This is a genomic window from Geobacillus sp. ZGt-1 (assembly GCF_001026865.1).
GTDB lineage: Bacteria > Bacillota > Bacilli > Bacillales > Anoxybacillaceae > Geobacillus > Geobacillus thermoleovorans.
On sequence record NZ_LDPD01000013.1, the window covers coordinates 196,617 to 222,251 of the forward strand.

The 25,635-nt window shown below is 54.1% G+C and carries 29 protein-coding genes and 2 pseudogenes; all 31 read left to right on the forward strand.

Going from position 1 to position 25,635, the window contains the following annotated elements:
* The first annotated feature begins 74 nt into the window (after positions 1-74).
* Positions 75-956, forward strand: coding sequence for a DNA-processing protein DprA (dprA, locus tag VU18_RS05205; protein WP_014195444.1), 882 nt, complete (start codon positions 75-77; stop codon positions 954-956).
* 78 nt (positions 957-1,034) lie between these two features.
* Entirely contained in the window at positions 1,035-3,110 is a 2,076-nt protein-coding gene (gene topA / locus VU18_RS05210; RefSeq protein ID WP_011230711.1) for a type I DNA topoisomerase, read from the forward strand.
* Between the two features lie 95 nt (positions 3,111-3,205).
* Complete coding sequence (gene xerC / locus VU18_RS05215; protein ID WP_021321701.1) at positions 3,206-4,108, forward strand: tyrosine recombinase XerC; 903 nt, start codon at positions 3,206-3,208, stop codon at positions 4,106-4,108.
* Between the two features lie 23 nt (positions 4,109-4,131).
* A complete protein-coding gene (gene hslV / locus VU18_RS05220) occupies positions 4,132-4,674 on the forward strand; it encodes an ATP-dependent protease subunit HslV (RefSeq protein WP_011230713.1) in 543 nt (180 codons plus the stop codon).
* Between the two features lie 17 nt (positions 4,675-4,691).
* Entirely contained in the window at positions 4,692-6,086 is a 1,395-nt protein-coding gene (gene hslU / locus VU18_RS05225; RefSeq protein WP_013523393.1) for an HslU--HslV peptidase ATPase subunit, read from the forward strand.
* A 16-nt stretch (positions 6,087-6,102) separates the two neighbouring features.
* Entirely contained in the window at positions 6,103-6,882 is a 780-nt protein-coding gene (gene codY, locus VU18_RS05230; RefSeq protein ID WP_011230715.1) for a GTP-sensing pleiotropic transcriptional regulator CodY, read from the forward strand.
* Positions 6,883-7,078: 196 nt separating this feature from the next.
* Positions 7,079-7,468 (forward strand): flagellar basal body rod protein FlgB, encoded by a 390-nt coding sequence (gene flgB / locus VU18_RS05235; RefSeq protein WP_011230716.1) that lies wholly within the window; start codon positions 7,079-7,081, stop codon positions 7,466-7,468.
* A 3-nt stretch (positions 7,469-7,471) separates the two neighbouring features.
* Positions 7,472-7,924 carry a flagellar basal body rod protein FlgC gene (gene flgC, locus VU18_RS05240; protein ID WP_011230717.1) on the forward strand — a complete coding sequence of 151 codons (453 nt, stop codon included), beginning with the start codon at positions 7,472-7,474 and terminating at the stop codon, positions 7,922-7,924.
* A 19-nt stretch (positions 7,925-7,943) separates the two neighbouring features.
* Complete coding sequence (fliE, locus tag VU18_RS05245; RefSeq protein ID WP_011230718.1) at positions 7,944-8,240, forward strand: flagellar hook-basal body complex protein FliE; 297 nt, start codon at positions 7,944-7,946, stop codon at positions 8,238-8,240.
* A gap of 81 nt (positions 8,241-8,321) precedes the next feature.
* Positions 8,322-9,908 carry a flagellar basal-body MS-ring/collar protein FliF gene (gene fliF, locus VU18_RS05250; protein ID WP_047757744.1) on the forward strand — a complete coding sequence of 529 codons (1,587 nt, stop codon included), beginning with the start codon at positions 8,322-8,324 and terminating at the stop codon, positions 9,906-9,908.
* Between the two features lie 12 nt (positions 9,909-9,920).
* Positions 9,921-10,940: a flagellar motor switch protein FliG gene (fliG, locus tag VU18_RS05255; protein ID WP_014195449.1), complete on the forward strand. Its 1,020-nt coding sequence runs from the start codon at positions 9,921-9,923 to the stop codon at positions 10,938-10,940.
* Entirely contained in the window at positions 10,924-11,703 is a 780-nt protein-coding gene (gene fliH, locus VU18_RS05260) for a flagellar assembly protein FliH (protein WP_020278189.1), read from the forward strand. The genes fliG and fliH overlap by 17 nt, the downstream gene beginning before the upstream one ends.
* Positions 11,681-12,991, forward strand: coding sequence for a flagellar protein export ATPase FliI (gene fliI, locus VU18_RS05265; protein ID WP_075261431.1), 1,311 nt, complete (start codon positions 11,681-11,683; stop codon positions 12,989-12,991). Before fliH ends, fliI begins: the two co-directional genes overlap by 23 nt.
* 42 nt (positions 12,992-13,033) lie before the next feature.
* Positions 13,034-13,455 (forward strand): flagellar export protein FliJ (fliJ, locus tag VU18_RS05270; protein WP_236687292.1); only part of this gene is annotated, 422 nt, incomplete at its 3' end.
* A gap of 25 nt (positions 13,456-13,480) precedes the next feature.
* A complete protein-coding gene (locus VU18_RS05275; RefSeq protein ID WP_014195452.1) occupies positions 13,481-14,092 on the forward strand; it encodes a MotE family protein in 612 nt (203 codons plus the stop codon).
* Entirely contained in the window at positions 14,089-14,589 is a 501-nt protein-coding gene (locus VU18_RS19370) for a hypothetical protein (RefSeq protein WP_236687293.1), read from the forward strand. The genes VU18_RS05275 and VU18_RS19370 overlap by 4 nt, the downstream gene beginning before the upstream one ends.
* A gap of 31 nt (positions 14,590-14,620) precedes the next feature.
* Positions 14,621-15,280 (forward strand): flagellar hook-length control protein FliK, encoded by a 660-nt coding sequence (locus VU18_RS19375; RefSeq protein ID WP_236687294.1) that lies wholly within the window; start codon positions 14,621-14,623, stop codon positions 15,278-15,280.
* A gap of 17 nt (positions 15,281-15,297) precedes the next feature.
* On the forward strand, positions 15,298-15,726 hold the full coding sequence (flgD, locus tag VU18_RS05285; protein ID WP_014195454.1) for a flagellar hook assembly protein FlgD: 429 nt from the start codon (positions 15,298-15,300) through the stop codon (positions 15,724-15,726).
* Positions 15,727-15,744: 18 nt separating this feature from the next.
* On the forward strand, positions 15,745-16,611 hold the full coding sequence (gene flgG / locus VU18_RS05290) for a flagellar basal body rod protein FlgG (protein WP_014195455.1): 867 nt from the start codon (positions 15,745-15,747) through the stop codon (positions 16,609-16,611).
* A 43-nt stretch (positions 16,612-16,654) separates the two neighbouring features.
* Positions 16,655-16,879, forward strand: coding sequence for a flagellar FlbD family protein (locus VU18_RS05295; protein WP_014195456.1), 225 nt, complete (start codon positions 16,655-16,657; stop codon positions 16,877-16,879).
* Complete coding sequence (gene fliL, locus VU18_RS05300) at positions 16,866-17,294, forward strand: flagellar basal body-associated protein FliL (RefSeq protein WP_011230729.1); 429 nt, start codon at positions 16,866-16,868, stop codon at positions 17,292-17,294. The genes VU18_RS05295 and fliL overlap by 14 nt, the downstream gene beginning before the upstream one ends.
* 28 nt (positions 17,295-17,322) lie before the next feature.
* Positions 17,323-18,332, forward strand: a pseudogene (fliM, locus tag VU18_RS05305) (flagellar motor switch protein FliM).
* Entirely contained in the window at positions 18,322-19,503 is a 1,182-nt protein-coding gene (gene fliY, locus VU18_RS05310) for a flagellar motor switch phosphatase FliY (RefSeq protein WP_047757745.1), read from the forward strand. The pseudogene fliM and the gene fliY overlap by 11 nt, the downstream one beginning before the upstream one ends.
* A 25-nt stretch (positions 19,504-19,528) precedes the next feature.
* Complete coding sequence (locus VU18_RS05315) at positions 19,529-19,888, forward strand: response regulator (RefSeq protein ID WP_013145750.1); 360 nt, start codon at positions 19,529-19,531, stop codon at positions 19,886-19,888.
* Positions 19,889-19,907: 19 nt separating this feature from the next.
* Complete coding sequence (gene fliZ / locus VU18_RS05320) at positions 19,908-20,564, forward strand: flagella biosynthesis regulatory protein FliZ (RefSeq protein WP_025039352.1); 657 nt, start codon at positions 19,908-19,910, stop codon at positions 20,562-20,564.
* Positions 20,557-21,225 carry a flagellar type III secretion system pore protein FliP gene (fliP, locus tag VU18_RS05325; RefSeq protein WP_013145748.1) on the forward strand — a complete coding sequence of 223 codons (669 nt, stop codon included), beginning with the start codon at positions 20,557-20,559 and terminating at the stop codon, positions 21,223-21,225. Before fliZ ends, fliP begins: the two co-directional genes overlap by 8 nt.
* 15 nt (positions 21,226-21,240) lie before the next feature.
* Complete coding sequence (fliQ, locus tag VU18_RS05330) at positions 21,241-21,510, forward strand: flagellar biosynthesis protein FliQ (RefSeq protein ID WP_011230735.1); 270 nt, start codon at positions 21,241-21,243, stop codon at positions 21,508-21,510.
* Between the two features lie 6 nt (positions 21,511-21,516).
* The gene (gene fliR, locus VU18_RS05335; protein WP_023634337.1) at positions 21,517-22,290 is read left to right on the forward strand and encodes a flagellar biosynthetic protein FliR; all 774 of its coding nucleotides are present in this window, start codon (positions 21,517-21,519) and stop codon (positions 22,288-22,290) included.
* A 1-nt stretch (position 22,291) separates the two neighbouring features.
* A complete protein-coding gene (flhB, locus tag VU18_RS05340) occupies positions 22,292-23,374 on the forward strand; it encodes a flagellar biosynthesis protein FlhB (RefSeq protein ID WP_011230737.1) in 1,083 nt (360 codons plus the stop codon).
* Between the two features lie 18 nt (positions 23,375-23,392).
* Complete coding sequence (gene flhA, locus VU18_RS05345; RefSeq protein ID WP_011230738.1) at positions 23,393-25,438, forward strand: flagellar biosynthesis protein FlhA; 2,046 nt, start codon at positions 23,393-23,395, stop codon at positions 25,436-25,438.
* A pseudogene (locus VU18_RS19380) lies at positions 25,435-25,635 on the forward strand (flagellar biosynthesis protein FlhF); the annotation flags it as partial. The gene flhA and the pseudogene VU18_RS19380, both read left to right, overlap by 4 nt.

Below are 25,635 nucleotides of genomic sequence, written 5' to 3' on the forward strand. Positions count from 1 at the left end.
CGTCAAGGATATGTTAAACGTTTTCGTTGCACCTATAGATCCATGTTGAAGGTGAAAAAAGAAAGGGGAGCAGTATGTACGATACGGTCCGCGACCGACTTATCCATCTCCATCATTGCCGCGGGGCGGGATGGAAGACGATTCATTCCTTGCTTAAGGCTGATCCGACGCTCACCGCTCCATTTTCTCTGCCTCCTCATGATCTCCGCCCGCTCGTTCCGCTTTCCGACGCTCAATGGACCGCTTTTTTTCATGATTTGCATTCCATCGATGTGCAACGTGTGATAAAAACATATAAGGGCCGGTGCATTCGTGTGATCACTGTATTTGATTCCGACTACCCACCGCTGCTTAAATATATATACGCCCCGCCGTGGGTGCTGTATGCAAAGGGGGACTCCGCTTTGCTTCAGGAGCGGAAACTGATCAGCATCGTTGGCACGAGGCGGCCGACGAAGGAAGGAATCGAAGCGTTGAACAAATTGGTGCCGCCGCTTGTTGCCGCCGGCTTTACGATCGTCAGCGGGCTCGCGTTTGGGATTGACGTGTGCGCCCACCAACTCGCCGTCCAGCATGGCGGGTCGACGATCGCCGTCATCGCCGGTGGGCTGGACCACATTTATCCGAAAGAACATCGACCGTTCGCCACCCGGCTGATGAACGAACAGTTGGTCATCGCTGAGCATCCGCCGGCAACGCGCCCACAGGCATGGCAGTTTCCCGCGCGCAATCGCATCATCAGCGGGCTGTCGCTCGGCACGCTTGTCGTGCAGGCGAAGCGAAAAAGCGGTTCGCTCATTACCGCCGCGTATGCGCTTGAGCAAGGGCGGGAAGTGTTCGCCGTCCCCGGCCCGATCGGTTTGGCGGAATCCGCCGGGCCGAATACGCTCATTCAGCACGGGGCAAAACTAGTGCAAGAAGCGGCGGACATTTTGGATGAATTCCCGTACGTGTAATGCACATGTTTGACAAATGCGGCAATAATCATTAATAATAATGAAGATTTCAATTTACCTCCTAGGGGTGGAAGATGGATGTCAGACTACTTAGTTATCGTCGAATCGCCAACGAAAGCGAAGACGATCGAACGATACTTGGGAAAAAAATATACAGTCAAAGCGTCGATGGGCCACGTCCGCGATTTGCCAAAAAGCCAAATGGGCGTTGATATAGACCACGGCTACGAGCCGAAATACATTACGATCCGCGGCAAAGGCCAGGTGATCAAAGAGTTGAAAACGGCGGCGAAAAAAGCGAAAAAAGTGTTTCTTGCCGCCGACCCCGATCGCGAAGGAGAGGCGATCGCCTGGCATTTGGCCCACATGCTCGATCTGGACATTCACTCTGATTGCCGCGTTGTCTTTCATGAGATCACGAAGGATGCTATTCAGCAATCGTTTCAGCAGCCGCGCGCGATCAATATGAATCTTGTTGACGCCCAGCAGGCGCGGCGCGTGCTCGACCGCCTCGTCGGCTATAACATCAGCCCGCTCTTATGGAAAAAGGTGAAAAAAGGATTAAGCGCCGGCCGCGTCCAATCGGTGGCGCTGCGCCTCATCATCGATCGGGAACGAGAAATTCGCGAGTTTCAGCCGGAAGAATATTGGACGATTCAAGCGACGTTTCAAAAAGAAGGAGAGACGTTTGCCGCCTCGTTTTACAGTATTGACGGACAAAAGCGCGATTTAAAGACGGAGGCGGATGTGAAAGCCGTGCTGGACCGCTTAAACGGAACGGCATTTGCGGTGAAAACGGTGACAAAACGAGAGCGCAAGCGCAGCCCCGTGCCGCCGTTTACGACGTCGTCGCTTCAGCAGGAAGCGGCGCGCAAACTGAATTTCCGGACGAAAAAGACGATGATGATCGCCCAGCAGCTGTACGAAGGAATCGATCTTGGCAGCGAAGGGACGGTCGGTTTGATCACGTATATGCGCACCGATTCAACGCGCGTCGCCGAGACGGCGCAGCAAGAGGCGGCGGCATATATCGAGGCGACGTTCGGCGCTATGTATGTCAACCAGGAAAAGCGGAAAGAGAAGAAAAGCACGAACGCCCAAGACGCCCACGAAGCGATTCGCCCGACATCGGCATTTCGCGATCCGGACAAAGTGAAACCGTATTTGACGCGCGACCAGTTTCGGTTGTATAAACTCATTTGGGAACGGTTCATCGCCAGTCAAATGGCGGCCGCCGTGCTTGACACCATGAGCGTCGAGTTGGAAAACAACGGTGTCGTGTTCCGCGCCAGCGGCTCGAAGGTGAAATTTCCAGGGTTTATGAAAGTGTATATTGAAGGAACGGACGATCAAACGGAAGAGCAGGACCGTATCCTCCCGGATTTGGAAGAAGAGGAAACGGTTGAGAGCGAAACGATCGAATCGAAGCAGCACTTTACTCAGCCGCCGCCGCGCTATACGGAAGCGCGCCTTGTCAAAACGTTGGAGGAGCTCGGCATCGGCCGCCCGTCGACGTATGCCCCGACGCTTGATACGATCCAAAAACGCAACTATGTCGTCCTTGAGAACAAGCGGTTTGTCCCGACCGAGCTCGGCGAAATCGTTGTAGAGCTGATGCTCGAATTTTTCCCGGAAATTATCGATGTCGAGTTTACGGCGAAAATGGAAAAAGAATTGGACGAAATTGAAGAAGGGAAAGTGGAATGGATCAAAGTCGTCGACGAGTTTTACCGCGAATTTGAAAAACGGTTGAAAGTGGCGGAAAAAGAAATGCGCGCAGTTGAGATTAAGGATGAGCCGGCCGGCATTGACTGCGAGGTGTGCGGCAGTCCGATGGTGTACAAAATGGGCCGTTTCGGCAAGTTTATCGCCTGCTCGAATTTTCCGGAATGCCGCCATACGAAGCCGATTGTCAAAGAAATCGGCGTCAAGTGCCCGAAATGCCGCGAGGGCAACATCGTCGAGCGCAGCACGAAAAGAAAGCGGGTGTTTTACGGCTGCGACCGTTTCCCGGATTGCGACTTCGTCTCGTGGGATAAACCGCTCGCCCGCCCGTGTCCGAAATGCGCGGGGCTGCTTGTGGAGAAAGTGCTGAAAAAAGGTGTGCAAGTGCAATGCACGGCGTGCGACTATGAAGAGCGGCTAGAAGCTTGAATAGGCATCGGATACAATTCAGAATTTTATAAAAAAACAGTTGCATTCATGCGGATGAATATGGTACGATGTAGTAGCCGTTGCGGGGTGAGGCGATGGAGAATTCGAAACTTGCGTTACAATTATTCATGGAATATTTACAAATCGAGAAAAATTATTCACAATATACTATTGTGTGTTACCGGCGTGACATTGAGCAGTTTTTCCGGTTTATGGATGAGGAAGGAATCGGCGCGCTCAATGAAGTGTCCTACAGCGACGTTCGTTTATATTTGACGAAACTATACGAGCAACAGTTGGCCAGCCGTTCGGTCGCCCGCAAAATTTCGAGTCTGCGCAGCTTTTACAAGTTTTTGTTGCGCGAAGGGCGGGCGGCCGAAAACCCGTTTGCGCTCGCGACACTGCCGAAAAAAGAGCAAAAAATTCCTAATTTTTTATACCCAAAAGAATTAGAAGCATTGTTTCTTGTCAATGATGAAAATACGGCCCTAGGCCAGCGCAATGCGGCGCTGCTTGAGTTGTTGTACGCGACTGGCGCTCGGGTTAGTGAATGTTGTCACATACAGCTGTCTGATGTCGATTTTGTTGCGGAAACCGTGCTCATTCACGGCAAAGGAAACAAGCAGCGCTACGTTCCGTTCGGCCGTCCGGCCCGCGAAGCGCTTGAACGGTATATCCATAGGGGCCGACGCGAACTGACAAGAAAGCTGCCGGCGGACCACCGCTATTTATTTGTCAACGCCCGAGGCAATCCGCTCACGCCTCGGGGAGTGCGCCATATTTTGGATCGGATTGTCGAAGCCGCTGCGCTGACGCAAAACATCAGCCCGCACGTGCTTCGGCATACGTTTGCGACTCATTTGCTCAACGAAGGGGCCGATCTCCGTTCAGTGCAGGAACTGCTCGGTCATGCGCATTTGTCATCGACGCAAGTGTATACACATGTAACGAAAGACCGGCTGCGGCATATTTATTTGCAGGCGCATCCGCGGGCGTAACCCGCAGGCAAGGAGGGGAAATGATGGGAGCCTTTCATGCGACGACAATTTTTGCCATCCGCCATAACGGCGCATCCGCCATGGCTGGAGACGGCCAAGTGACGTTCGGCAATGCGGTCGTCATGAAGCATACAGCGAAAAAAGTGCGGCGGCTGTTCCAAGGAAACGTGCTCGCCGGTTTTGCCGGCTCCGTCGCTGACGCGTTTACGCTGTTTGAAATGTTTGAAGGCAAGCTCGAACAATGGAATGGCAACTTGCCGCGCGCGGCGGTTGAGCTGGCGAAAGAGTGGCGGAGCGATAAAGTGTTGCGCCGCCTCGAGGCGATGCTCATTGTTATGGACAAACAGCATTTGTTGCTTGTCTCCGGCACGGGCGAAGTGATTGAGCCGGATGATGGCATGCTTGCCATCGGCTCGGGCGGTCAGTATGCGTTGGCTGCTGGGCGTGCGTTGAAGAAGTACGCCGGCGGCTCGATGACCGCGAAAGAGATTGCCAAGGCGGCGCTCGAGATCGCTGCTGACATTTGCGTTTATACGAACGGCCATATTATTGTCGAAGAGCTGTAAAAAGGAGGAGGCCGATGATGGCGGAAACGTTGACTCCACGGCAGATTGTCGAAAAGCTCGATCAGTTCATCGTCGGGCAAAAAGAGGCAAAAAAGGCGGTGGCGATCGCGCTTCGCAACCGGTACCGCCGCAGTTTGCTCGATGAAAAATTGCGCGATGAAGTGATGCCGAAAAACATTTTAATGATCGGCCCGACCGGGGTCGGGAAGACCGAGATCGCCCGCCGGCTCGCCAAACTCGTCGGCGCCCCGTTCATCAAAGTCGAAGCGACGAAATTCACCGAAGTCGGTTATGTCGGGCGCGACGTCGAATCGATGGTGCGCGATTTGGTGGAAACGTCAGTTAGGCTCGTGAAAGAACGAAAAATGAACGAAGTGAAAGACAGGGCTGAACAGCAGGCGAACAAGCGGCTTGTTGAACTGCTTGTTCCGGGCAAGCCAAAGCAGACAATCAAAAATCCGCTTGAGTTGCTGTTTGGCGGCCAAGGAGCCCAAGCGGACAACAGCTACAGCCATGAGGATGAACAGGTGGAACAAAAGCGGCGCCAAGTTGCTTGGCAGTTGGCAAACGGGCAGTTGGAGAACGAGATGGTGACGATTGAAATCGAGGAACAGACGCCGTTATGGTTTGACTTTTTGCAAGGGGCAGGCATTGAGCAGATGGGGATGAACATGCAGGACGCCTTGAGCAGCCTCATGCCGAAGCGGCGCAAAAAGCGGCGTCTCAAAGTGAGTGAAGCGCGCAAAGTGCTCATCAACGAGGAAGCGCAAAAGCTGATCGACATGGATGAAGTGACGCAAGAGGCCGTCCGCCTGGCTGAACAGTCCGGCATCATTTTTATCGATGAAATCGACAAAATCGCCCGCAGCGGAGCGGTGTCCGGCTCGGCCGACGTCTCGCGCGAAGGGGTGCAGCGCGACATTTTGCCAATTGTCGAAGGGTCGACCGTCATGACGAAGTACGGACCGGTGAAAACAGACCATATTTTATTCATCGCCGCCGGCGCGTTCCATATGGCGAAACCGTCGGATTTGATCCCTGAGCTGCAAGGCCGTTTCCCGATCCGCGTCGAACTTGCGAAACTTTCGGTCGACGATTTCGTAAGAATATTAGTCGAGCCGAATAACGCGCTCATTAAACAATATCAAGCTCTTTTGGCAACAGAAGGTATAAGTCTTGAATTTTCTGACGATGCTATTCGTAAGATTGCCGAGGTGGCGTTTGAAGTAAACCAGACGACCGACAACATCGGTGCGCGCCGGTTGCACACGATTTTGGAAAAACTGCTGGAAGACTTGCTGTTTGAGGCGCCGGACATCGGAATCGACAAGGTCGTCATCACACCGCAATATGTCGAGCAAAAACTCGGCAGCATCGTCAAAAACAAAGATTTAAGCGAGTTTATTTTATGAGGAGGAGATGAAATCAATGAACTTGCTAGAGAAAACGCGGAAAATCAACGCCATGTTGCAAAAGGCGGCCGGGCGGCCGGTCAATTTTAAAGAAATGGCAGAAACGCTTTGCGAAGTGATTGAAGCCAATGTGTTTGTCGTCAGCCGCCGCGGCAAACTGCTTGGATTCGCCATTAAACAATCGATTGAAAACGAACGGATGAAGCGAATGCTGGAGGAGCGCCAGTTTCCGGAAGAATACACGAAAAACTTGTTCAACATTACGGAAACGTCTCCTAATATTGATATTAATAGCGAATATACGGCGTTTCCAGTGGAAAATCGTGACTTGTTCAAAACCGGCTTGACGACGATTGTTCCGATCAACGGCGGAGGCGAGCGGCTCGGCACGCTCATTTTATCGCGCCTTGACCGCGAGTTTGACAATGACGATCTCATTTTGGCTGAATACGGTGCGACGGTCGTCGGCATGGAAATTCTGCGTGAAAAGGCGGAAGAAATTGAAGAGGAAGCGCGCAGCAAGGCGGTCGTGCAAATGGCGATCAGCTCCCTTTCTTACAGCGAGCTTGAGGCGATCGAACACATTTTTGAGGAGCTTGACGGAACGGAAGGACTGCTTGTCGCGAGCAAAATCGCCGACCGCGTCGGCATCACCCGCTCGGTCATTGTCAATGCTCTGCGCAAACTAGAAAGCGCCGGCGTGATCGAATCGCGTTCACTCGGCATGAAAGGAACGTACATTAAAGTATTGAACGACAAGTTTTTAAGCGAACTTGAAAAATTGAAATCGAGCTGAACGGCGCAGCCGCCTAAGCCCGCTGGGTATTTTGGCCCGGCGGGTTTTTTGTTTTGACAAACATCCTTGGCATCGTTTTTCTGTAATGGCATCGTCGAAAAATAGTACCAAGTTCCGTCTATACATTGGGTTTTCTTTCCCGTAAAATGAAAACTAGCAGAAATTGTCGAAAAATAGGAGAAAAGAGGGGATTCCATTGGCGCTCTTTTCAGCGACGATCGGTTGGCTTGAACAAGGGCTTCGCTACGCTGCGCTTCGCCAACAGGCGATCGCCGACAACATCGCCAACGCCGATACGCCGGGCTATAAGGCGAAAGATGTGCGCTTTCAGGCTGAATTGGAACGGGCGTTTCGGCTTGAGGCCAAACGGACGAATCCGAAGCATTTTTCGTTTCCAAACGAACAAAATGGAAAAATCATCGTGACGACGGACACAACGGTGAGTTACAATCATAATGGAAACAGTGTCGATATCGATCAGGAAATGTCAAAACTAGCAGAAAACCAAATTTATTACAATGCCTTAATCGAGCGGCTCAACGGCAAATTTACAACGTTGAAAACAGTGATTAAAGGAGGGAAATAACGGGTGTCTTTGTTTCAAAGTCTAAACATTTCGGCTTCGGCGTTGACCGCCCAACGGTTGCGCATGGACGTGATCGCCTCCAACATCGCTAACGTCGATACGACGCGCGCCCGCCTTGTCAACGGCGAATGGGAGCCGTACCGCCGCAAAATGGTCATCATTGAACCGCGCAGCGGGTCGTTTTCGGGCTATTTGCAGGCTGCGCTCGGCCGTGCCGACGCGGTGGACGGCGGAGTGCGGGTGCGCGAAATTGTCGATGATCCGGCGCCGTTTAAACTCGTCTACGACCCGAATCACCCGGATGCGGGCGCCGACGGCTATGTGCGTCTGCCAAACGTCGACCCGCTGAAAGAAATGGTGGACTTGATCGGGGCGACGCGTTCGTATGAGGCGAACGTTACGGTGTTGAATGCTTCAAAAGGAATGCTCATGAAGGCGCTCGAGATCGGGAAATAGCATGCGAGGGGGATAAACGATGATTGATGGAGCAAGCCGCATTGGGCTGACGATGTCTTCCGCCGTTTCGCCCCCAGCGAAGCCGGCTGAGGCGCAAAAGCAATTCGCCGCATTTTTCAAAGAGGCGCTCAACCGCGTGAACGAAGCGCAAATTCAAGCCGATGCGCTGACGGAAAAGCTCGTTCGCGGGGAGAACGTTCAGTTGCATGATGTGATGATCGCCGCGCAAAAAGCGAGCATCACGCTGCAGCTGACGCTGGAGATCCGCAACAAAGCGATCGAGGCGTATCAAGAAATGATGCGCATGCCATTGTAGCAGCAATGAATCGCAATACATACGGAAGCCGCCGCCATTGTTGCGCTATGGCGGCAGGTATTGGATCATCGGGGGAATTGTATGAGAAGGAAATGGAAAGAGTGGTGGAGCCGCGCTCGCGCGTTTTGGCAGGAACGGACAAAAAAACAGAAATGGCTCGTGCTCACTGCGGCAGCGGCCGTGCTTTTGGCCGTTGGCGTCGGCGTCTTTTTCGCCACAAGGACGGAAATGGTGCCCCTCTACAGCAATTTGTCGCCGCAAGAAGCGGGGCAAATTAAAGCAACGCTTGACCAGCGCGGCGTTCCGGCCGAAGTGGCGGACGGCGGGACGACGATTAAAGTGCCGAAAGAGCAAGTGGACGCGCTGAAAGTCGAGCTCGCTGCTGAAGGCATCCCGAACAGTGGAGTCATTGACTATTCATTTTTCGGCCAAAACGCGAGCTTCGGCATGACGGATAACGAGTTCAATATGGTGAAGCTGAAGGCGATGCAAACGGAGCTCGCCAACTTGATCAAGACGATCGACGGCGTCGAGGACGCCAAAGTCATGATCAACCTTCCGCAGCCGAGCGTATTCGTTTCCGATGAGAAAGGGGAAGCCTCGGCTTCGATCGTGCTGAAGACGAAGCCGGGCTATCAATTCAGCGACGAGCAAATCAAAGCGCTCTATCATCTCGTCGCCAAAAGTGTTCCGAATCTCTCTACAGATAATATCGTCATTATGAATCAGTTTTTTGAGTATTACGATTTAAAAAACGACGGCGAAAATTCGACAGGAACGACATTCGCCTCGCAGCAGCAAATCAAAAAGCAGATCGAGCGCGACATTCAACGCCAAGTGCAGCAACTGCTCGGCACGATGATGGGGCAGGATAAAGTCGTCGTTTCCGTGACGGCCGACATTGACTTTACGCAAGAAAAGCGGGAAGAAAACTTAGTCGCCCCGGTTGATGAGAAAAATAATGAGGGCATTGCCGTCAGCGTTCAGCGCATTAAAGAGACGTACTCCGGGAGCGGTGCGCCGCCCGGAGGCGCCGCTGGAACGGGCGCGAACGAAGTGCCGGGCTACCAAAACGCAAACGGCGCAACAAACGGCAACTATGAACGAACCGAAGAGACGATCAACAATGAGGTAAACAAAATCAAAAAGCAAATCGTCGAAAGTCCATATAAAATCCGCGACCTAGGCATCCAAGTGATGGTCGAGCCGCCTGACCCTAATGATCCGAACTCGCTGCCGCCCGAGACGGTCAATGATATTCAAAAACTGCTAGGAACGATCGTTCGGACGTCAATTGACAAAAGCGAGGCGCAAACGCTCACTGATCAAGACATCAACAACCGCATCGTCGTTTCGGTGCAAAAATTCAACGGCAAGCCGACATTCACCGAATCAACGCCGGATCGGCCGGCGTGGTGGTGGTATGCGGCCGGTGCAGGAGCGCTGTTGCTCGTTGCCTTGCTGTTGTTCCTCTGGCTGCGCCGCCGCCGTGAAGACGAGGAAGAGGAAGAAGAACACTTGTTCACTCCGCCGCTTTCGACGGAGCCGGATTTGCCGGAGCCGCCGGAGACGGAGGCAGCGTTGCGCCGTCGACAGCTTGAGCGGCTGGCGAAAGAAAAGCCGGATGAGTTTGCAAAACTATTAAAAACGTGGCTATCGGAAGAGTAGGGGGAACGGCGTATGGCAAAGCGCGAACGAAAAGGCGGGCTGTCGGGCAGGCAAAAAGCAGCCATCCTGCTTATTTCCCTCGGCCCGGATGTGTCGGCCTCTGTCTATAAACATTTATCCGAGGAAGAGATCGAGAAGCTGACGCTAGAAATTTCCAACGTCCGTCAAGTGACGACGGAACAAAAAGAGGAAGTGCTTGAAGAGTTTCGACAGCTCGCCTTGGCGCAAGATTACATTGCCCAAGGCGGCATCGCCTATGCGAAAGAAGTGCTTGAAAAAGCGCTCGGCCCGGATAAGGCGATGCAGATCATCAACCGCCTGACATCAGCGCTGATGGTGCGGCCGTTTGATTTCGCCCGCAAAGCCGACCCGATGCAGCTGTTAAACTTCATTCAAAATGAACATCCACAAACGATCGCTCTGATTCTTTCGTATTTGGAGCCGGCACAGGCAGGGCAAATTTTATCGGCGCTGCCGCAGGAAATGCAGGCGGATGTCGCCCGGCGCATCGCGCTGATGGACAGCACATCGCCGGAGATTATCAACGAAGTCGAGCAAATTTTGGAGCGGCGGCTGTCCGCGACCGTCGTGCAAGATTACACGCAAGCCGGCGGAATTGAGGCGGTCGTGGAAGTGCTGAACCAAGTCGACCGGAGCACGGAGCGGACGATTTTGGATGCCTTGGAAATTCAAGACCCGGAACTGGCTGAGGAAATTAAAAAACGGATGTTTGTCTTTGAAGATATCGTGACGCTCGATCACCGCGCCATTCAGCGCGTCATCCGCGAGGTGGACAACAACGATCTCATGTTGGCGCTGAAAGTAGCGAGCGACGAAGTGAAAAACATTATTTTCCGCAACATGTCGACAAGAATGGCCGAGACGTTCAAAGAAGAAATGGAATATATGGGGCCGGTTCGGCTGCGTGATGTCGAGGAGGCGCAATCGCGCATCGTCGCCGTGATCCGTCGTCTCGAAGAGGCCGGAGAAATCGTCATCGCGCGCGGGGGAGGAGATGATATTATTGTCTAACGTCATTAAAGCGCCGAAATTGGCGGCGCGCGCTGGGAAAAAGACGATCGTCGTGCAGCGCCATGTTTCCGATCTTCCATCGTCCGTCGACGATCGGCAACGGGAGATGGAAGCGGTCGCCGCCGCCAAGGAAGAAGCAGCCAAGCTTCGCCGCCAGGCAGAGCAATATTACGAATCGGTGCGCGAGCAGTTGGCCCGCGAAAAAGAGGAATGGCAGCGGGAGAAAGAGCGTCTCATGCAGGAAGCGCGCGCCCGCGGGTATGAAGACGGCTATGCGGCTGGGCGCGAGGAGGCTTTGAGCGAGCACCGCGCGTTGATCGAGCAAGCCCGCCGCTTGGCGGAGCGAGCGAACACCGAATTTTACGCTCGCATCGAATCGACGGCTGAGGCGATGCTGGAGGTGGCGTTAAAAGCGGCCGAACGCATTATCGGCGCCGCGCTTGAGGGCGATCGAAACGCTTTTTTGCCGCTCGTGCACCAAGCGTTGCAGGAAGTGCGCCGGCAAACGGAAGTGGCCGTTTATGTGCATCCGCACGGCTACGAAATAGTGGCAGAGCAAAAGGAGCTGTTGAAATCTCTGTTTCCGCATCGCGTTGATCTATTCATCTACCCGGACGATGCGCTTCCTGAATATGGATGTGTCGTGGAGACGCCGTTTGGGCGCATCGAGGCGAGCGTCGATGTACAGCTTGAGCGGCTGCGCGAGGCGCTCTACCGGCGATTGAAGGAGGGAGCGTTTTCTGAACTGGCAGGCGCTTCTTGATGAAATAGACGCTATCGACTTGTATAAACGGTTTGGCAAAGTGTCGCGCGTCATCGGCTTGATGATGGAATCGAAAGGACCGAAAAGCTCGATTGGCGATCTTTGTTACATCCATGAACAGAGCGGATGCCGGAAAATTCCCGCCGAAGTCGTCGGCTTTCATGAACAGCACGTCTTGCTTATGCCGTTTTCCGCCATGTCTCATATCGCTCCCGGCTGTTTTGTCGAAGCGACCGGCCGGCCGCTTGAAGTGCACGTCGGCGATGCGCTCATTGGCATGGTTCTTGATCCGCTCGGCCAACCGCTTGACGGGAGCCCGTTGCCGCCCGGGCTGAAGCCGGTGTCGGTCGAACGCGATCCGCCCAATCCGCTCGTTCGGCCGCCGATTGTCGAACCGCTTGAAGTCGGCATCCGCGTCATCGACAGCCTGCTTGCCGTCGGCAAGGGGCAACGCGTCGGCATTTTTGCCGGCTCGGGCGTCGGCAAAAGCACGCTCATGGGAATGATCGCCCGCCATACGTCGGCTGATGTGAACGTCATCGCCTTAATCGGCGAGCGTGGCCGCGAAGTGCGCGAGTTTTTAGAGCGCGACCTTGGCCCGGACGGCTTGGCCCGCTCGGTCGTCGTCGTCGCCACGTCCGACCAGCCGGCGCTGATGCGCGTCAAAGGCGCCTATACGGCAACGGCGATCGCCGAATATTTCCGCGACCAAGGGGCGGATGTTATGCTCATGATGGACTCGGTCACCCGCGTCGCTATGGCGCAACGGGAGATTGGCCTTGCCGTCGGTGAGCCGCCGACGACGAAAGGCTATACGCCATCGGTCTTCGCCCTCCTGCCAAAGCTGCTTGAACGGGCTGGAACGAACGCTTCCGGCACGATCACCGCGTTTTATACGGTGCTTGTTGACGGCGATGACATGAATGAGCCGATCGCTGATGCGGTGCGCGGCATTTTGGATGGCCATTTTGTGTTGGAACGCCAGCTGGCGAACAAAGGGCATTACCCGGCGATTAACGTGCTCAAAAGCGTCAGCCGCGTCATGCCCCACATGATCAGCGCAGAGCACCGCGAAGCGGCAAACCGGTTCCGCCGCCTTCTGTCCACTTATATCGATTCGGAGGATTTGATTCAAATCGGGGCGTACAAACGGGGGTCGTCCCAAGAAATTGATGAGGCGATCGAATTTTATCCGCAAATGATGGCGTTTTGCCGCCAAAACATCGATGAAAAAACGACGCGCGCCGAAAGCATTGATGCCCTGTTGCGCTTGTTGTCGGTTCGGTGAGAAATCGCGCGCCATTTTCAGACGATGAAAGGGTGAACAAATGTGACGCCGACGTTTCGGCTGCAAAAAGTGCTGGCGATGAAAGAAAAAGAAAAAGAAAAGGCGCTTGGCGAATACGAGGAGGCGGTCCGCCGGTTTGAGCAGGCAGCCGAAACGCTTTACCGCCTGCTCAAGGAAAAAGAAGAATGCGCGGCGGCTCGGGATGAACAGCTTCAAGCCGGCCTGTCCGTTGGAGACATTCGCCTTAGGCTGCAATATATGGCGAATTTAGAGCGGATGATCGACCATTATCAGCTCGTCGTCATGCAGGCGCGCGAGCAGATGCAGCGCCGGCAGCAGCGTTTGATGGAATTGAATATCGAAGTGAAAAAATACGAAAAAATGCGCGAGCGCATGAAGCGGTGGGCCGAGCAGCTTGAGAGGGAAGCGGAACGCCGCCTGCTCGATGAAATGGCGGTTCAACGNTTTGCAAGGCAAGGAGAGGTATAGATGGCGGAGAGCAAAGTTGAACAGGAAATGCAGGCGAGTTGGTGGCAATGGCTGTTGTTTGTCATTGTCATTCCGAGTGCGTTTGCCGCCTCCTTTCTGTTGTTGATTTTAAACATTGCCGGCGTTGATGTGGCCAAGGCGGCAAAGCAGTGGACCATAAAGGCGCCGTTTGTCTCCGAGTGGATCAACTGGAGCAAAAGGGAGAAAGCTTTGCAAAAAACGATTGAAGCTCAGCAGCAGACGATCAACCAGCAAAAACGAACGATCGCCGACCAACAAAAGCAAATCAAGCAGTTGAAAAACGAATTGGCGGCAAAGGAAAAGGAAATCGCCCAGCTGTCTGCGCCAAGCGGGAAAACGGACGCTCAGGCTGAGCCTGGTGACGAGCCGGCCTTGACGGAAGAAGATGTCGTCGGCATGTATGACGCCATGTCGGAAAAACAGGCGGCGGCGATTTTAGCGGAACTGCCTGAGAGCGAAGCGCTCCGTGTACTGAGCCAGATTGACGGCGACAAAGCGGCAGCCATTTTGGAACAAATGCCGGCTGGGCAGGCGGCGAAACTGTTGGCATCGTTAAGCAAAAGGGCGATGGGGAAGGAGGCGGCCGAATGAAAGTAACGATCACAGCAAACGCGCCGCTATCGGCAGGCGCTATGGCGGTGAAAAAAGAGGCGGAAAACGCAAACGTGTTTGCGGCGTTGCTTGCGCACAAGCAACAAGAGTTATTGCCCGCTGGGGCAGAGACTAGCTTGCTTCAAGAGGAGTCGAGCAAAAACAAAGAGCCAGATTGGCAAAATGGTGGAATGGAAACGGGCGCAGCCGGACAACCATCTTCAGCGGAAAAGAAGCCGGCGCAAATCGAATCATTGTGGCTTGCCCCTTCCCTCGTGGCTGCTTGGGCTGTCGCTCCAATTTCGGCAGCTGCAGGCGCGCCGCTTTTAGCGGCGGATCAGCAGGCGGAAGGGAAAACGAGTGATCATGGGACATTTCCGTTTGTCGGTGCGATGAATGGTGAAGAAACGATTGCCGCTCAGCCGGCGGCCGATGAAGCGGGATTGGAACGTGCGTTCATAACCGACGGACAAAAAACGTGGTCATATCGATGCTGAATCGGGTTCGCCTTCCAGCGGAAAAACCGGGATGTTTCCACTGCTCCTGAGCGACGGCGACCAGCGCCCGTTCCGTGAGCAGGGAGGCAACAGGGCGGTTGTCGCGCTGCCGAACGGAGTTTCTTCTGTGCGACCGGCTGGCGAAAAAGACGTTTCGCTGCCAAAAAGGGGGGACAAGGGGCAGGGCGGCGAGGCCGCTCCTTCGTTCACTACTCCTCCTGCGCTTTTATCACCCTCCTTTTCATCTGTCGGGTTGGTCGGCGAGATGCCGGCGTCAGCTGGCGGAAGCGTCGCTGATCAAGTCGCCCACGCGCTAAGGTCGGCGCGGTGGATGAAGCTTCCAAACGGTGTCATGCAGCTTGTCATCCGTCTGCATCCGGAACATCTCGGGACGGTGACGGTGAAAATGACAGAGGAAGGTGGAAAGCTCGCCGCCAAGCTGCTCGTGGCGAACGACGCGGTGAAAGAGTTGCTCTACGCTCATTTGCCGCAGCTTGCTCAGCAGCTTGATGCGAGTTCCATCACGGTCGAAAAATGGACCGTTTGGTCGGATTATGACAGCCCCGCGATGCCGCCATATTCCGGAAACCGCCAAGGAGGGCAGCAGCAGGGCGAATCGCGGCAAAAACAAAAGCGGGAGCCATCATCTTCCTTCCCGTTTGCGCTAGACGGGATCGAAGCTGACGCATAAGGGGGAAAAGAACGAGGATGACAACGAATGCGATTGACGGGAGCTTATGGCTGACAAACGCGGTTCAGCCGGAACGGAAAACGGGCAATCAAATTTTAGGAAAAGACGATTTTCTCAAAATTTTGCTCGCTCAGCTCGAAAACCAAGACCCGCTCAATCCGATGGAAGATAAAGACTTTATCGCGCAAATGGCGAGCTTCTCTTCGCTTGAGCAAATGATGAACATCGCCAATTTGATGCAGCAATGGATGCAAGCGTCAAGCCGCGATGCGCTTTTGCGCTACAGCGAATGGATCGGCAAAACGGTGCACTGGCAAGACGGCGAGACGACGATGAGCGCCGTCGTTCAATCGGTCATGCAAAAAGACGGCCAAGTGACTCTTGGGCTTGATAACGGGACAACGATTGCCGCGGATGCGGTCGTGAAAGTCGAACAAAAAGGATAAAAAGGGGAGAGGAAACCGATGCTTCGTTCCATGTATTCCGGAATCGGCGCCATGCGCAACTTTCAAACGAAGTTGGATGTCATCGGCAACAACATTGCCAATGTCAATACGTACGGGTTTAAAAAAGGACGAACGATTTTCAAAGATTTGATGAGCCAGACGATTTCGGGAGCAAGCGGACCCAATGCCGGTGCCGGCCGCGGCGGGACGAATCCAAAGCAGGTCGGGCTCGGTTCGCAGCTGGCGGCGATCGACACCGTCCATACGCAAGGCAGCTTGCAAACGACCGGCCGCGTGCTCGATTTGGCGATTTCAGGAGATGGATTCTTTATTCTCGGCGAGTTGAATAATGGAAATCTTATAAATCCGTTGTTTACGAGAGCAGGAAATTTTTATTTAGATAAAGAGGGATATATTGTCAATACCGATGGCTTATATTTAGTTGGTGAAGGATATGAGAACGGGGCATTTACGGGAAAACGGGCTCGAATTCAAATTCCAACTAATGCGAAAAGCGTCAGCATCGGCGCTGATGGGGTTGTGAACTATGTAGATGCGGTTGGAAACTTGCAAGTGGCAGGGAGAATTCGACTGGCCAAGTTCCCCAACAATGATGGTTTAGAAAAAGTAGGAGGAAATTTATTTAGAGAAACAGCCAACTCAGGCACAATCATCAATCCAAATAATCAAAACGAATGGATTGCCTACTCGCCTCAAGAAAGCGGAGCGGGCTCAATCGTCTCCGGCGCGCTTGAGATGTCCAACGTCGACCTTGCTGAGGAATTCACGGAGATGATCGTCGCCCAGCGCGGCTTCCAGGCGAATACGCGCATCATTACGACATCGGATGAAATTTTGCAAGAGCTTGTCAACTTGAAAAAATAGAATAGGAGGTAGGGCGTGAGCGGCGTCTTGCGCCTGTTGCCCGATGATTTCGTTAACGAAGCTCAACGGCAAACGGTTTGTGCTCAATGCGTTGTACATCGAACAAATTGAAGCGTTTCCTGATACGACCGTGACGCTGACGAACGGAAAAAAATTCGTCGTTCGCGAAACGGTCGAGCAAGTGGCGGCGCGAGCGAGCGAATTTTACCAGCAGCTTGGTGTGTTTCGCTTACCGAAAGCAGGAGGATTGGACCGTGAAAGGGAATAAAGCAATCAAAACGATGATCATTGTGCTGGCGGTCATCGCTTTGGCTGGAACGGCGGCGCTTGTCGCGGTGATGAAGATGGGGCATGCGGAAAAACAAGGGGCGCCAAGCGCTGACGAACTGGCGGAACGATCGATCGATATTCCGGAAATGACCACCAATTTAGCAGACGGACGTTATATTAAAATCTCATTTAAAATTGAAACAGACAGCGATCAAGGAAAAGAAGAGGCGGAGAAACGCGATTTTCAGATGAAAGACGTGATCATCGAGCAACTTTCGCAGATGAAAGCGGCCGACTTTAAAGGAAAAGAAGGGCTGACGGCGCTGAAAGAGAGGCTGAAGCGCGAGATCAACGGATTGATGCAAGAAGGGAGAGTGGAGAACGTCTACATTACCTCTTTTATCCTCCAGTAGCCCTGTCATTGGAAGGGGGGAAGATGAAATGACGGCCGGGGAAGTATTGTCGCAAAGCGAAATTGACGCGTTGCTCGCGGCGCTTTCTGCAGGGGAGATGAGCGCGGAGGAGCTGAAAAAAGAGGAGGAAGGCCGACGCGTCAAAACGTATGATTTTCGGCGGGCGCTCCGGTTTTCCAAAGATCAAATCCGCAGCCTGACGCGCATTCATGAAAATTTCGCCCGTTTGCTGACAACGTTTTTTTTTTTTCCGCCCAGTTGCGCACATATGTGCAAATTTCGGTCGCATCGGCCGACCAAATTCCATACGAAGAATTTGTCCGCTCCATCCCAAAAATGACGATCATCAATGTCTTTGAGGTGCCGCCGCTTGGCGGGCATGTCCTTTTGGAAGTCAACCCGAACATCGCTTACGCCATGCTTGACCGGGTGATGGGCGGGCGCGGCGTCGGCATGGATAAAGTGGAGCATTTGACTGAGATTGAAACACGCATCATGTCCAATTTGTTTGACAAGGCGTTTGTCCATTGGCGCGACGCTTGGGAATCGGTGGCGGAAGTCGACCCGCTCTTTGTCGATTTTGAAGTCAATCCGCAGTTTTTGCGCATGATTGCGCCGAACGACACCGTCGTCGTCATTTCGCTCAACACGCAAATCGGCGAAGCGCGCGGCATGATGAATGTGTGCATTCCGCATGTCGTCTTGGAGCCGATTATGCCGCGGCTGTCGGTTCATTACTGGATGCAGGCGCAAAAAAAGGAGCGTTCCCCCGAGGAAGCGAAACGGATCGAACAGCGCATCCGCGCGGCAAAATTGCCGATTATCGCTGAACTGGGAACGGCGGTCATCACGGTCAATGAATTTCTTCAACTCGAGGCCGGCGACGTCATTCAGCTCGAGCAGTCGATTCATGAGCCGCTCGTGGTCAAAATCGGCCATATTCCAAAGTTTATCGGCCAGCCGGGGAAGCGGAACAAAAAGCTGGCGGTGCAAATTTTAGCGATGATCGAGGGGGACAAAGACGACCATGATGAATGATGGAATGTTGTCGCAGGATGAAATTGATGCTTTGTTGCGCGGAATGGACAGCGACGGACATATTCCGGCGCTTCATGATATTCTCTCTCCACTTGAGCAGGACGCCCTTGGGGAAATCGGCAATATTTCTTTCGGCAGTTCGGCCACTGCACTGTCGATGTTATTGAACCAAAAGGTGGAAATTACGACGCCAAGCGTGTCCATGATCGAGCGCACAAGCGTCGCTGATGAATTTCCGCAGCCATATGTCGCCATCCAAGTCAACTATACGGAAGGGCTGCTCGGGACAAATTTGTTGGTCATTAAACAGAAAGACGCGGCGATTATCGCTGATTTAATGCTTGGCGGCGACGGAACGGCGGCCGATGGTCCGCTCGGAGAGATTCAGCTGAGCGCTGTTCAAGAAGCGATGAACCAAATGATGGGCTCAGCGGCGACGTCGATGTCGACCGTCTTTGGCAAGCGGGTTGATATTTCCCCGCCGACGCTCCACCTGCTTGATTTGGCGGAAGGAAAAGGGATGGAATATTTGCCGGACGAAGATTTTCTCATTAAAGTGTCATTTCGGCTGAAAATCGGCGAGTTGATCGACTCAAGCATTATGCAGCTGCTGCCGGTCGATTTCGCGAAAGAATTGGTTGCCCAATTGCTCGGCTCGCCGCTTGAGGAGCCGGGGGCTGCGGAAGTTAACCTCAAGTCGTCGGCGGACGCGCGGCCGTTTAGCGAGCCGCAGCCTGTTCCGACTTACGCTCAGGCGAACGGCGGTGCGGCCGTTTCAGAAGCGGCGAGCCGCTCGACGGATGAACCGTCGGCTGGGCGCGCGGACAAGGAGAGGGATGGTGCAACCGCTCGGCATATTCAAACCGCCGATTTCGTCGAGTTCGATGCCCCGCCGCTTGCGGCAACGGAGGCGCGCAATTTGGAGCTGCTGTTTGATGTGCCGCTGCAGGTGACGGTTGAACTCGGACGGACGAAGCGATCGGTGCAGGAAATTTTGCAGCTGTCGACTGGATCGATCATTGAGCTCGATAAACTGGCCGGCGAACCGGTCGATGTGTTTGTCAACAACAAGCTGATCGCGAAAGGCGAGGTTGTCGTCATCGATGAAAATTTCGGCGTCCGCATCACGGACATCATCAGCCAAAGCGATCGGCTAACACGGCTAAAATAAACAGGCGTTTGGGAGGTAAGGGGACATGGCAAGAGTGCTTGTCGTTGATGATGCGGCATTTATGCGCATGATGATTAAAGACATTTTGACGAAAAACGGACATGAAGTCGTCGCCGAAGCGGCCGATGGGCGGCAGGCGATCGAGAAATACAAGGAAACGCGGCCCGATGTAGTGACAATGGATATTACGATGCCGGAGATGGATGGGATTGCGGCGCTCAAGGAAATTAAAAAAATCGACAGCAACGCCAAAGTCATTATGTGCTCCGCGATGGGGCAGCAGGCAATGGTGATTGATGCCATTCAAGCCGGAGCGAAAGATTTTGTGGTCAAGCCATTCCAAGCGGACCGCGTCATCGAAGCGATCAACAAAACGATCGGGTGAGCGATCAGAGGTGGAAACGATGGCAATTTGGCGCTGGGCGGCCGTTTTGCTGGCAGCAGCCATTGCTTTGGGGCCGACGCCGGCATCGGCCGCCCAAAGCCCCACGGTCGCCGACTGTCTGCAGCATCCCGATTCATGCGGGCCGTCAGCTCCTTCCGGGCAGCAGACAAACCAAACAGCGAATCAAGCCGCTGATGCGGTTTCCGCTTCCGATGTGCTTCGGCTCATCGGCGCGACCGCCTTTGTCCTCATTCTCCTTTATGCGGTGTTAAGGTGGATGTCCCGCCGTCAGTCGTTTGTTTCAAGCCAAAAGGGTGTCATCGAACATCTCGGCGGGACGAGCGTCGGGACGAACCGTTCTGTACAGCTCATTAAAGTCGGCCGTCGGCTGCTCGTCATCGGTGTCGGCGATTCGATTCAGCTGCTTACGGAAATTGAAGACGAACAAGAAATGAATGAGCTGTTAGCGCAGCATCGCGAGCGGTTGGAACGAATGGCGGAGTTCGGCCGGCTTGGCTCCTTCCTTCGAGGCGAGTGGACGGGGAAATCAAAGCGGAAAAACGGTTTGCCGCCGTCGTTTTCGACGCTGTTGGCTGAGGAGATGAAGCAAATGACTGAAAAACGGAACGAGTGGCTGAAGCGGCTGAAAGGGAAAGGAACGGCGGGCGATGAGTGAATTTGTCCATATGTTTGATTCGATGGCTCCCGAGCACGTGTCGACAGCGGTGAAGCTTCTTCTGCTGCTCACCGTTTTGTCGATCGCACCCGGCATTCTCATTATGATGACATGTTTTACCCGCATCGTCATCGTTTTGTCGTTTGTGCGCACGGCGCTCGGCACGCAGCAGATGCCGCCGAACCAAGTGCTCGTCGGGCTCGCCTTGTTTTTAACGTTTTTCATTATGGCGCCGACTTGGAAAGACATCAACGATCAGGCATTGCAGCCGCTGTTTGCCGACAAAATTGACTTGGAGGAGGCGTATGAACGGGCGGCTGTTCCGCTGAAGCAGTTTATGAGCCAATACACAAGGCAGGAAGATTTGGCGCTGTTTTTATCATACAGCGGCGCCAAACAGCCGAAAACGATCAACGACATCCCGATGACCGCGCTCGTGCCGGCGTTTGCCATCAGTGAGTTGAAAACGGCGTTTCAAATGGGCTTTATGATTTTTATTCCGTTTTTAGTCATCGACATGATCGTCGCCAGCGTCTTAATGTCGATGGGGATGATGATGCTGCCGCCAGTGATGATTTCGCTGCCGTTTAAAATTTTATTGTTTGTCCTTGTTGATGGCTGGCATTTGGTCGTCAAATCATTGTTGCAAAGTTTTCAATAAAGATAGGTGGCGTTTATGAGTGCCGATTTCATCATCCGCCTTGCTGAACAAGGCGTGTATATCGTGCTTGTCGTCTGCGGGCCGCTCTTGTTGTTGTCCCTTGCCGTCGGGCTTGTCGTCAGCATTTTTCAGGCGGCGACGCAAATTCAAGAGCAGACGCTCGCGTTTGTGCCGAAAATCGTCGCCGTCTTGCTTGGACTTGTGTTCTTTGGGCCGTGGATGCTCTCGAAAATGGTGTCGTACGCGCACGATATTTTCAACAATCTTGCTTCGTTTATAGGCTGATCGGCGATGGAACAAGTATGGACTTATTTTCCGGCGTTTTTGCTCGTCTTTGTCCGCGCTGCTTCGTTTTTCGCGGCGATGCCGTTGTTTTCCTACCGGACCGTGCCGGCTTCGTATAAAGCCGGATTGGCGTTTTTGTTCAGCTGGCTGTTGTTTTGGGCGATGCCCAAACCGGTGTTGGCGCTTGACGGCGTGTATGTATTGCTTGTCGTAAAAGAAGCGCTCGTCGGACTGGCGCTTGGGCTGCTGGCAGCGATCCTCATGGCGGCGGTGCAAGTCGCCGGCGGCTTGATCGATTTTCAAATCGGGTTTGCCATCGCCAACGTCATCGACCCGCAAACTGGAGCGCAAAGCCCGCTGCTTGGCGAATATCTTCATTTGCTGGCGCTTTTGCTTTTGCTTATGCTTGACGGGCACCATTTGCTGCTTGACGGCATGTTTTACAGCTATCATTGGCTGCCGCTTGACCGCTTGCCGCACATTGCCGATGGGCCGGCGGTGGAGTACGTCGTGCGGGTGTTCGCTGCCATGTTTGCCGCCGCTGTGCAAATGGCCGCCCCGCTTGTCGGATCGCTCTTTTTAGTCGACGTGGCGCTTGGCATCATCGCCCGCGCGGTGCCGCAAATGAACATTTTCGCGGTCGGCTTTTCCGCCAAAACGGCGGCGGCGTTTTTGCTCCTGTTGGCGGCAGTCGGGGGAATATTGCTCGCGGCGCGCGGCGTATTTCACTTCATGTTTGCCTCGTTGCGCGAGTTGATGCGGCTGTTGGGGGGCGGATAAGATGGGCGAGTGGCGGCTCGATTTGCAATTTTTCGCTGGGGAAAAAACGGAAAAGGCGACGCCTCGCAAACGGCAAGAAGTGCGGGAAAAAGGACAGGTGGCCAAAAGCGGTGATGTCGTCTCCGCTTCCGTGCTGCTTGCTTCATTTCTTGCTTTGTCCTTGGCCGGGGCGTACGAGCGGGACGGTCTGCTGCGGTTGTTCGCCCGCGCCTTGTCCGATTATGCGTCCGCTTCGTTGACGGTTGACTCGCTTCACCGGCTGTTTCTTGACTGGCTTTCCCATGCATCCTTGCTTTTGGCGCCGCTGTTCGCCGCCGCAGTGCTGGCGGCTGGGTTGGCCAACTTTTTGCAAATCGGCGCCTTGTTCACCGTTGAACCGTTAAAAATGGATTGGAACCGCCTCAATCCCGTGCAAGGAATGAAACGGCTGTTTTCGTTGCGCGCCTTGGTCGAGCTGTTGAAATCCGTGTTAAAAGCTGGAATCATCGGTGCGGTCGTGTTCGCGGCGCTGTTGGCCGAACGAAGCGAGCTTGCGGCGCTCGTTTCCAAGACGCCGGGTGAGGCTTTGACTGTCGTCGGCGGCTTGACGGTGAAAATGGGGCTGTACGCCGCGGGGGCGCTCTTGTTTTTAGCGCTGTTTGATTACTTGTATCAGCGGTTTGAATTTGAAAAAAGCATCCGCATGTCCAAACAGGACATTAAAGATGAATACAAAAAGACGGAAGGCGATCCGCTCATCAAATCGCGCATCAAGCAAAAACAGCGCGAGATGGCGATGAGGCGGATGATGCAGGAAGTGCCGAACGCGGATGTCGTCATTACCAACCCAACGCATTACGCCGTTGCCCTCAAGTATGAAGACGGCAAGATGGAAGCGCCGGTCGTCGTCGCGAAAGGGGCGGATTATATGGCGATGAAAATCAAGGAAGTGGCGAAAACCCATGGCGTCGTGACTGTCGAAAATCGCCCGCTTGCGCAGGCGCTCTACCGCCAGACGGAAGTCGGCGATATGATTCCAGAGGCGTTTTTTAAGGCAGTGGCGGAAATTTTGGCGTACGTCTATCGGCTCAAAGGAAACGTGTAGCAACAAGGAGAGAAAACAATGCAAGCGCAAATCAAAGATTTATCCGTATTGTTTCTTGTCGTGCTCATCGTCGCCATGCTCGTCATCCCGCTGCCGACATGGCTGTTGAGCGTATTGATCATCATCAATATTTCCCTTGCCTTGCTTGTATTGCTGACGGCGATGAACACGAAAGAGCCGCTTGAGTTTTCCATTTTTCCGTCATTGCTTTTAGTGCTGACGCTGTTTCGGCTCGGGCTGAATGTGTCAACCACCCGCTCGATTTTAAGCAAAGGGGAGGCGGGCGGCGTCGTTGAAACGTTCGGAACGTTCGTCGTTGGCGGCGATGTCGTCGTTGGGTTTGTCGTGTTTTTGATTTTGGTCATCATCCAGTTTGTTGTCATCACCAAAGGGGCGGAGCGCGTCTCTGAAGTGGCGGCCCGCTTTACGCTCGATGCGATGCCCGGCAAACAGATGAGCATTGACGCCGATTTAAATGCCGGCATGATTTCGGAGCAAGAAGCCCGAAAGCGGCGGGAAAAAGTGGCGCAAGAAGCCGACTTTTACGGAGCAATGGACGGGGCGAGCAAGTTCGTGAAAGGCGACGCCATCGCCGGCATCATTATCGTCGTCATCAACATGTTGTTTGGCATGGTGATCGGCGTCGTTGAGCAAGGGATGGAGATGGCGGAGGCGGCGAAGCGCTACACGCTTTTGACGGTCGGCGACGGAATCGTCAGCCAAATTCCGGCGCTGTTGATTTCCACGGCGACCGGCATCATCGTCACCCGGGCGGCGTCGGACAGCAACTTGAGCGGCGATATTATGCGCCAGCTGTTCGCGTTTCCGAAAATGTTGTACGTGACGGCAGGAACGATTTTCCTGCTCGGCTTGTTTACGCCGATCAACGACTTGTTGACGATGCCGATTGCCGGGTTGCTGGCGCTTGGCGGCTACCGATTTATCGAGCGGCAAAAGCAAGAAGAAGCGGCATTGGCCGCTCCGGAAGAGGAGGCGGCGGCCGCCGACGAATTGAAAAGCCCGGAAAGCGTCATCCAACTGTTGCATATCGATCCTATTGAATTTGAGTTCGGCTATGCGCTCATTCCGCTCGCTGATGCCAATCAAGGCGGGGATTTGCTTGACCGGATCGTCATGATCCGTCGGCAGCTCGCGCTCGAGCTTGGCATTGTCATCCCGGTTGTGCGCATTCGCGACAACATCCAGTTGCAGCCGAATGAATACCGGATCAAAGTCAAAGGCGAGGAAGTGGCGCGCGGCGAGTTGCTGCTTGACCATTATTTGGCGATGAGCCCCGGGGTTGACGACGATTCGATTGATGGCATTGACACCATCGAGCCGGCGTTTGGTCTGCCAGCGAAATGGATTTCCGAGACCGTAAAAGACCGGGCGGAAATGCTTGGCTATACGGTCGTCGACCCGCCATCGGTCGTCTCGACACACTTAACGGAGGTGCTGAAAGCCCATGCCCACGAACTGCTGGGGCGCCAGGAAACAAAACAGCTGATCGATCATTTAAAAGAATCGTATCCGGTGCTTGTCGACGATGTGACGCCGAATCCGTTGTCTGTCGGCGACGTGCAAAAAGTGCTCGCCAAGCTATTGAAAGAGAAAGTGTCGATCCGCAACTTGCCGCTCATTTTTGAGGCGCTTGCCGATTTTGCCCGCCTGACCAGCGACACCGATTTGTTGACGGAATACGTCCGCCAAGCGTTGGCGCGGCAAATCACCTCGCAGTACGCCGTGCCGGGCGAGCCGCTGCGCGTCATTACGCTGTCGGGCAGAGCGGAAAAAACGATCGCCGACGCCGTGCAGCAAACAGAGCATGGCCGCTATTTGGCGCTCGAGCCGGCGCGGGCGCAGGCGTTTGTGGAAGCGGTCGCCGCGGCGCTTGAACGCTATCCGTTCGCCGGCCAGACGCCGATTTTGCTCTGCTCCCCGGCGGTGCGCATGTACGTCCGCCAGCTGACCGAGCGCCATTTTCCGACTGTTCCGGTGCTGTCGTACAACGAGCTTGAAGCGGATGTCGAAGTTCAAAGCGTGGGGATGGTGGAAATCGAATGAAAGTGAAAAAATTTGTCGCCCCGTCCATGAACGAAGCGATGAAAATGGTTCGCGCCGAACTTGGCCGCGACGCCGTCATTTTGCACTCGAAAGTCGTGCAGACCGGCGGATTTTTCGGTCTGTTTGCGAAAAAAAAGATCGAAGTGTTGGCCGGCGTTGATCCGGATCCACTGCCGCCGCGTCAGCCGGATGCCGCC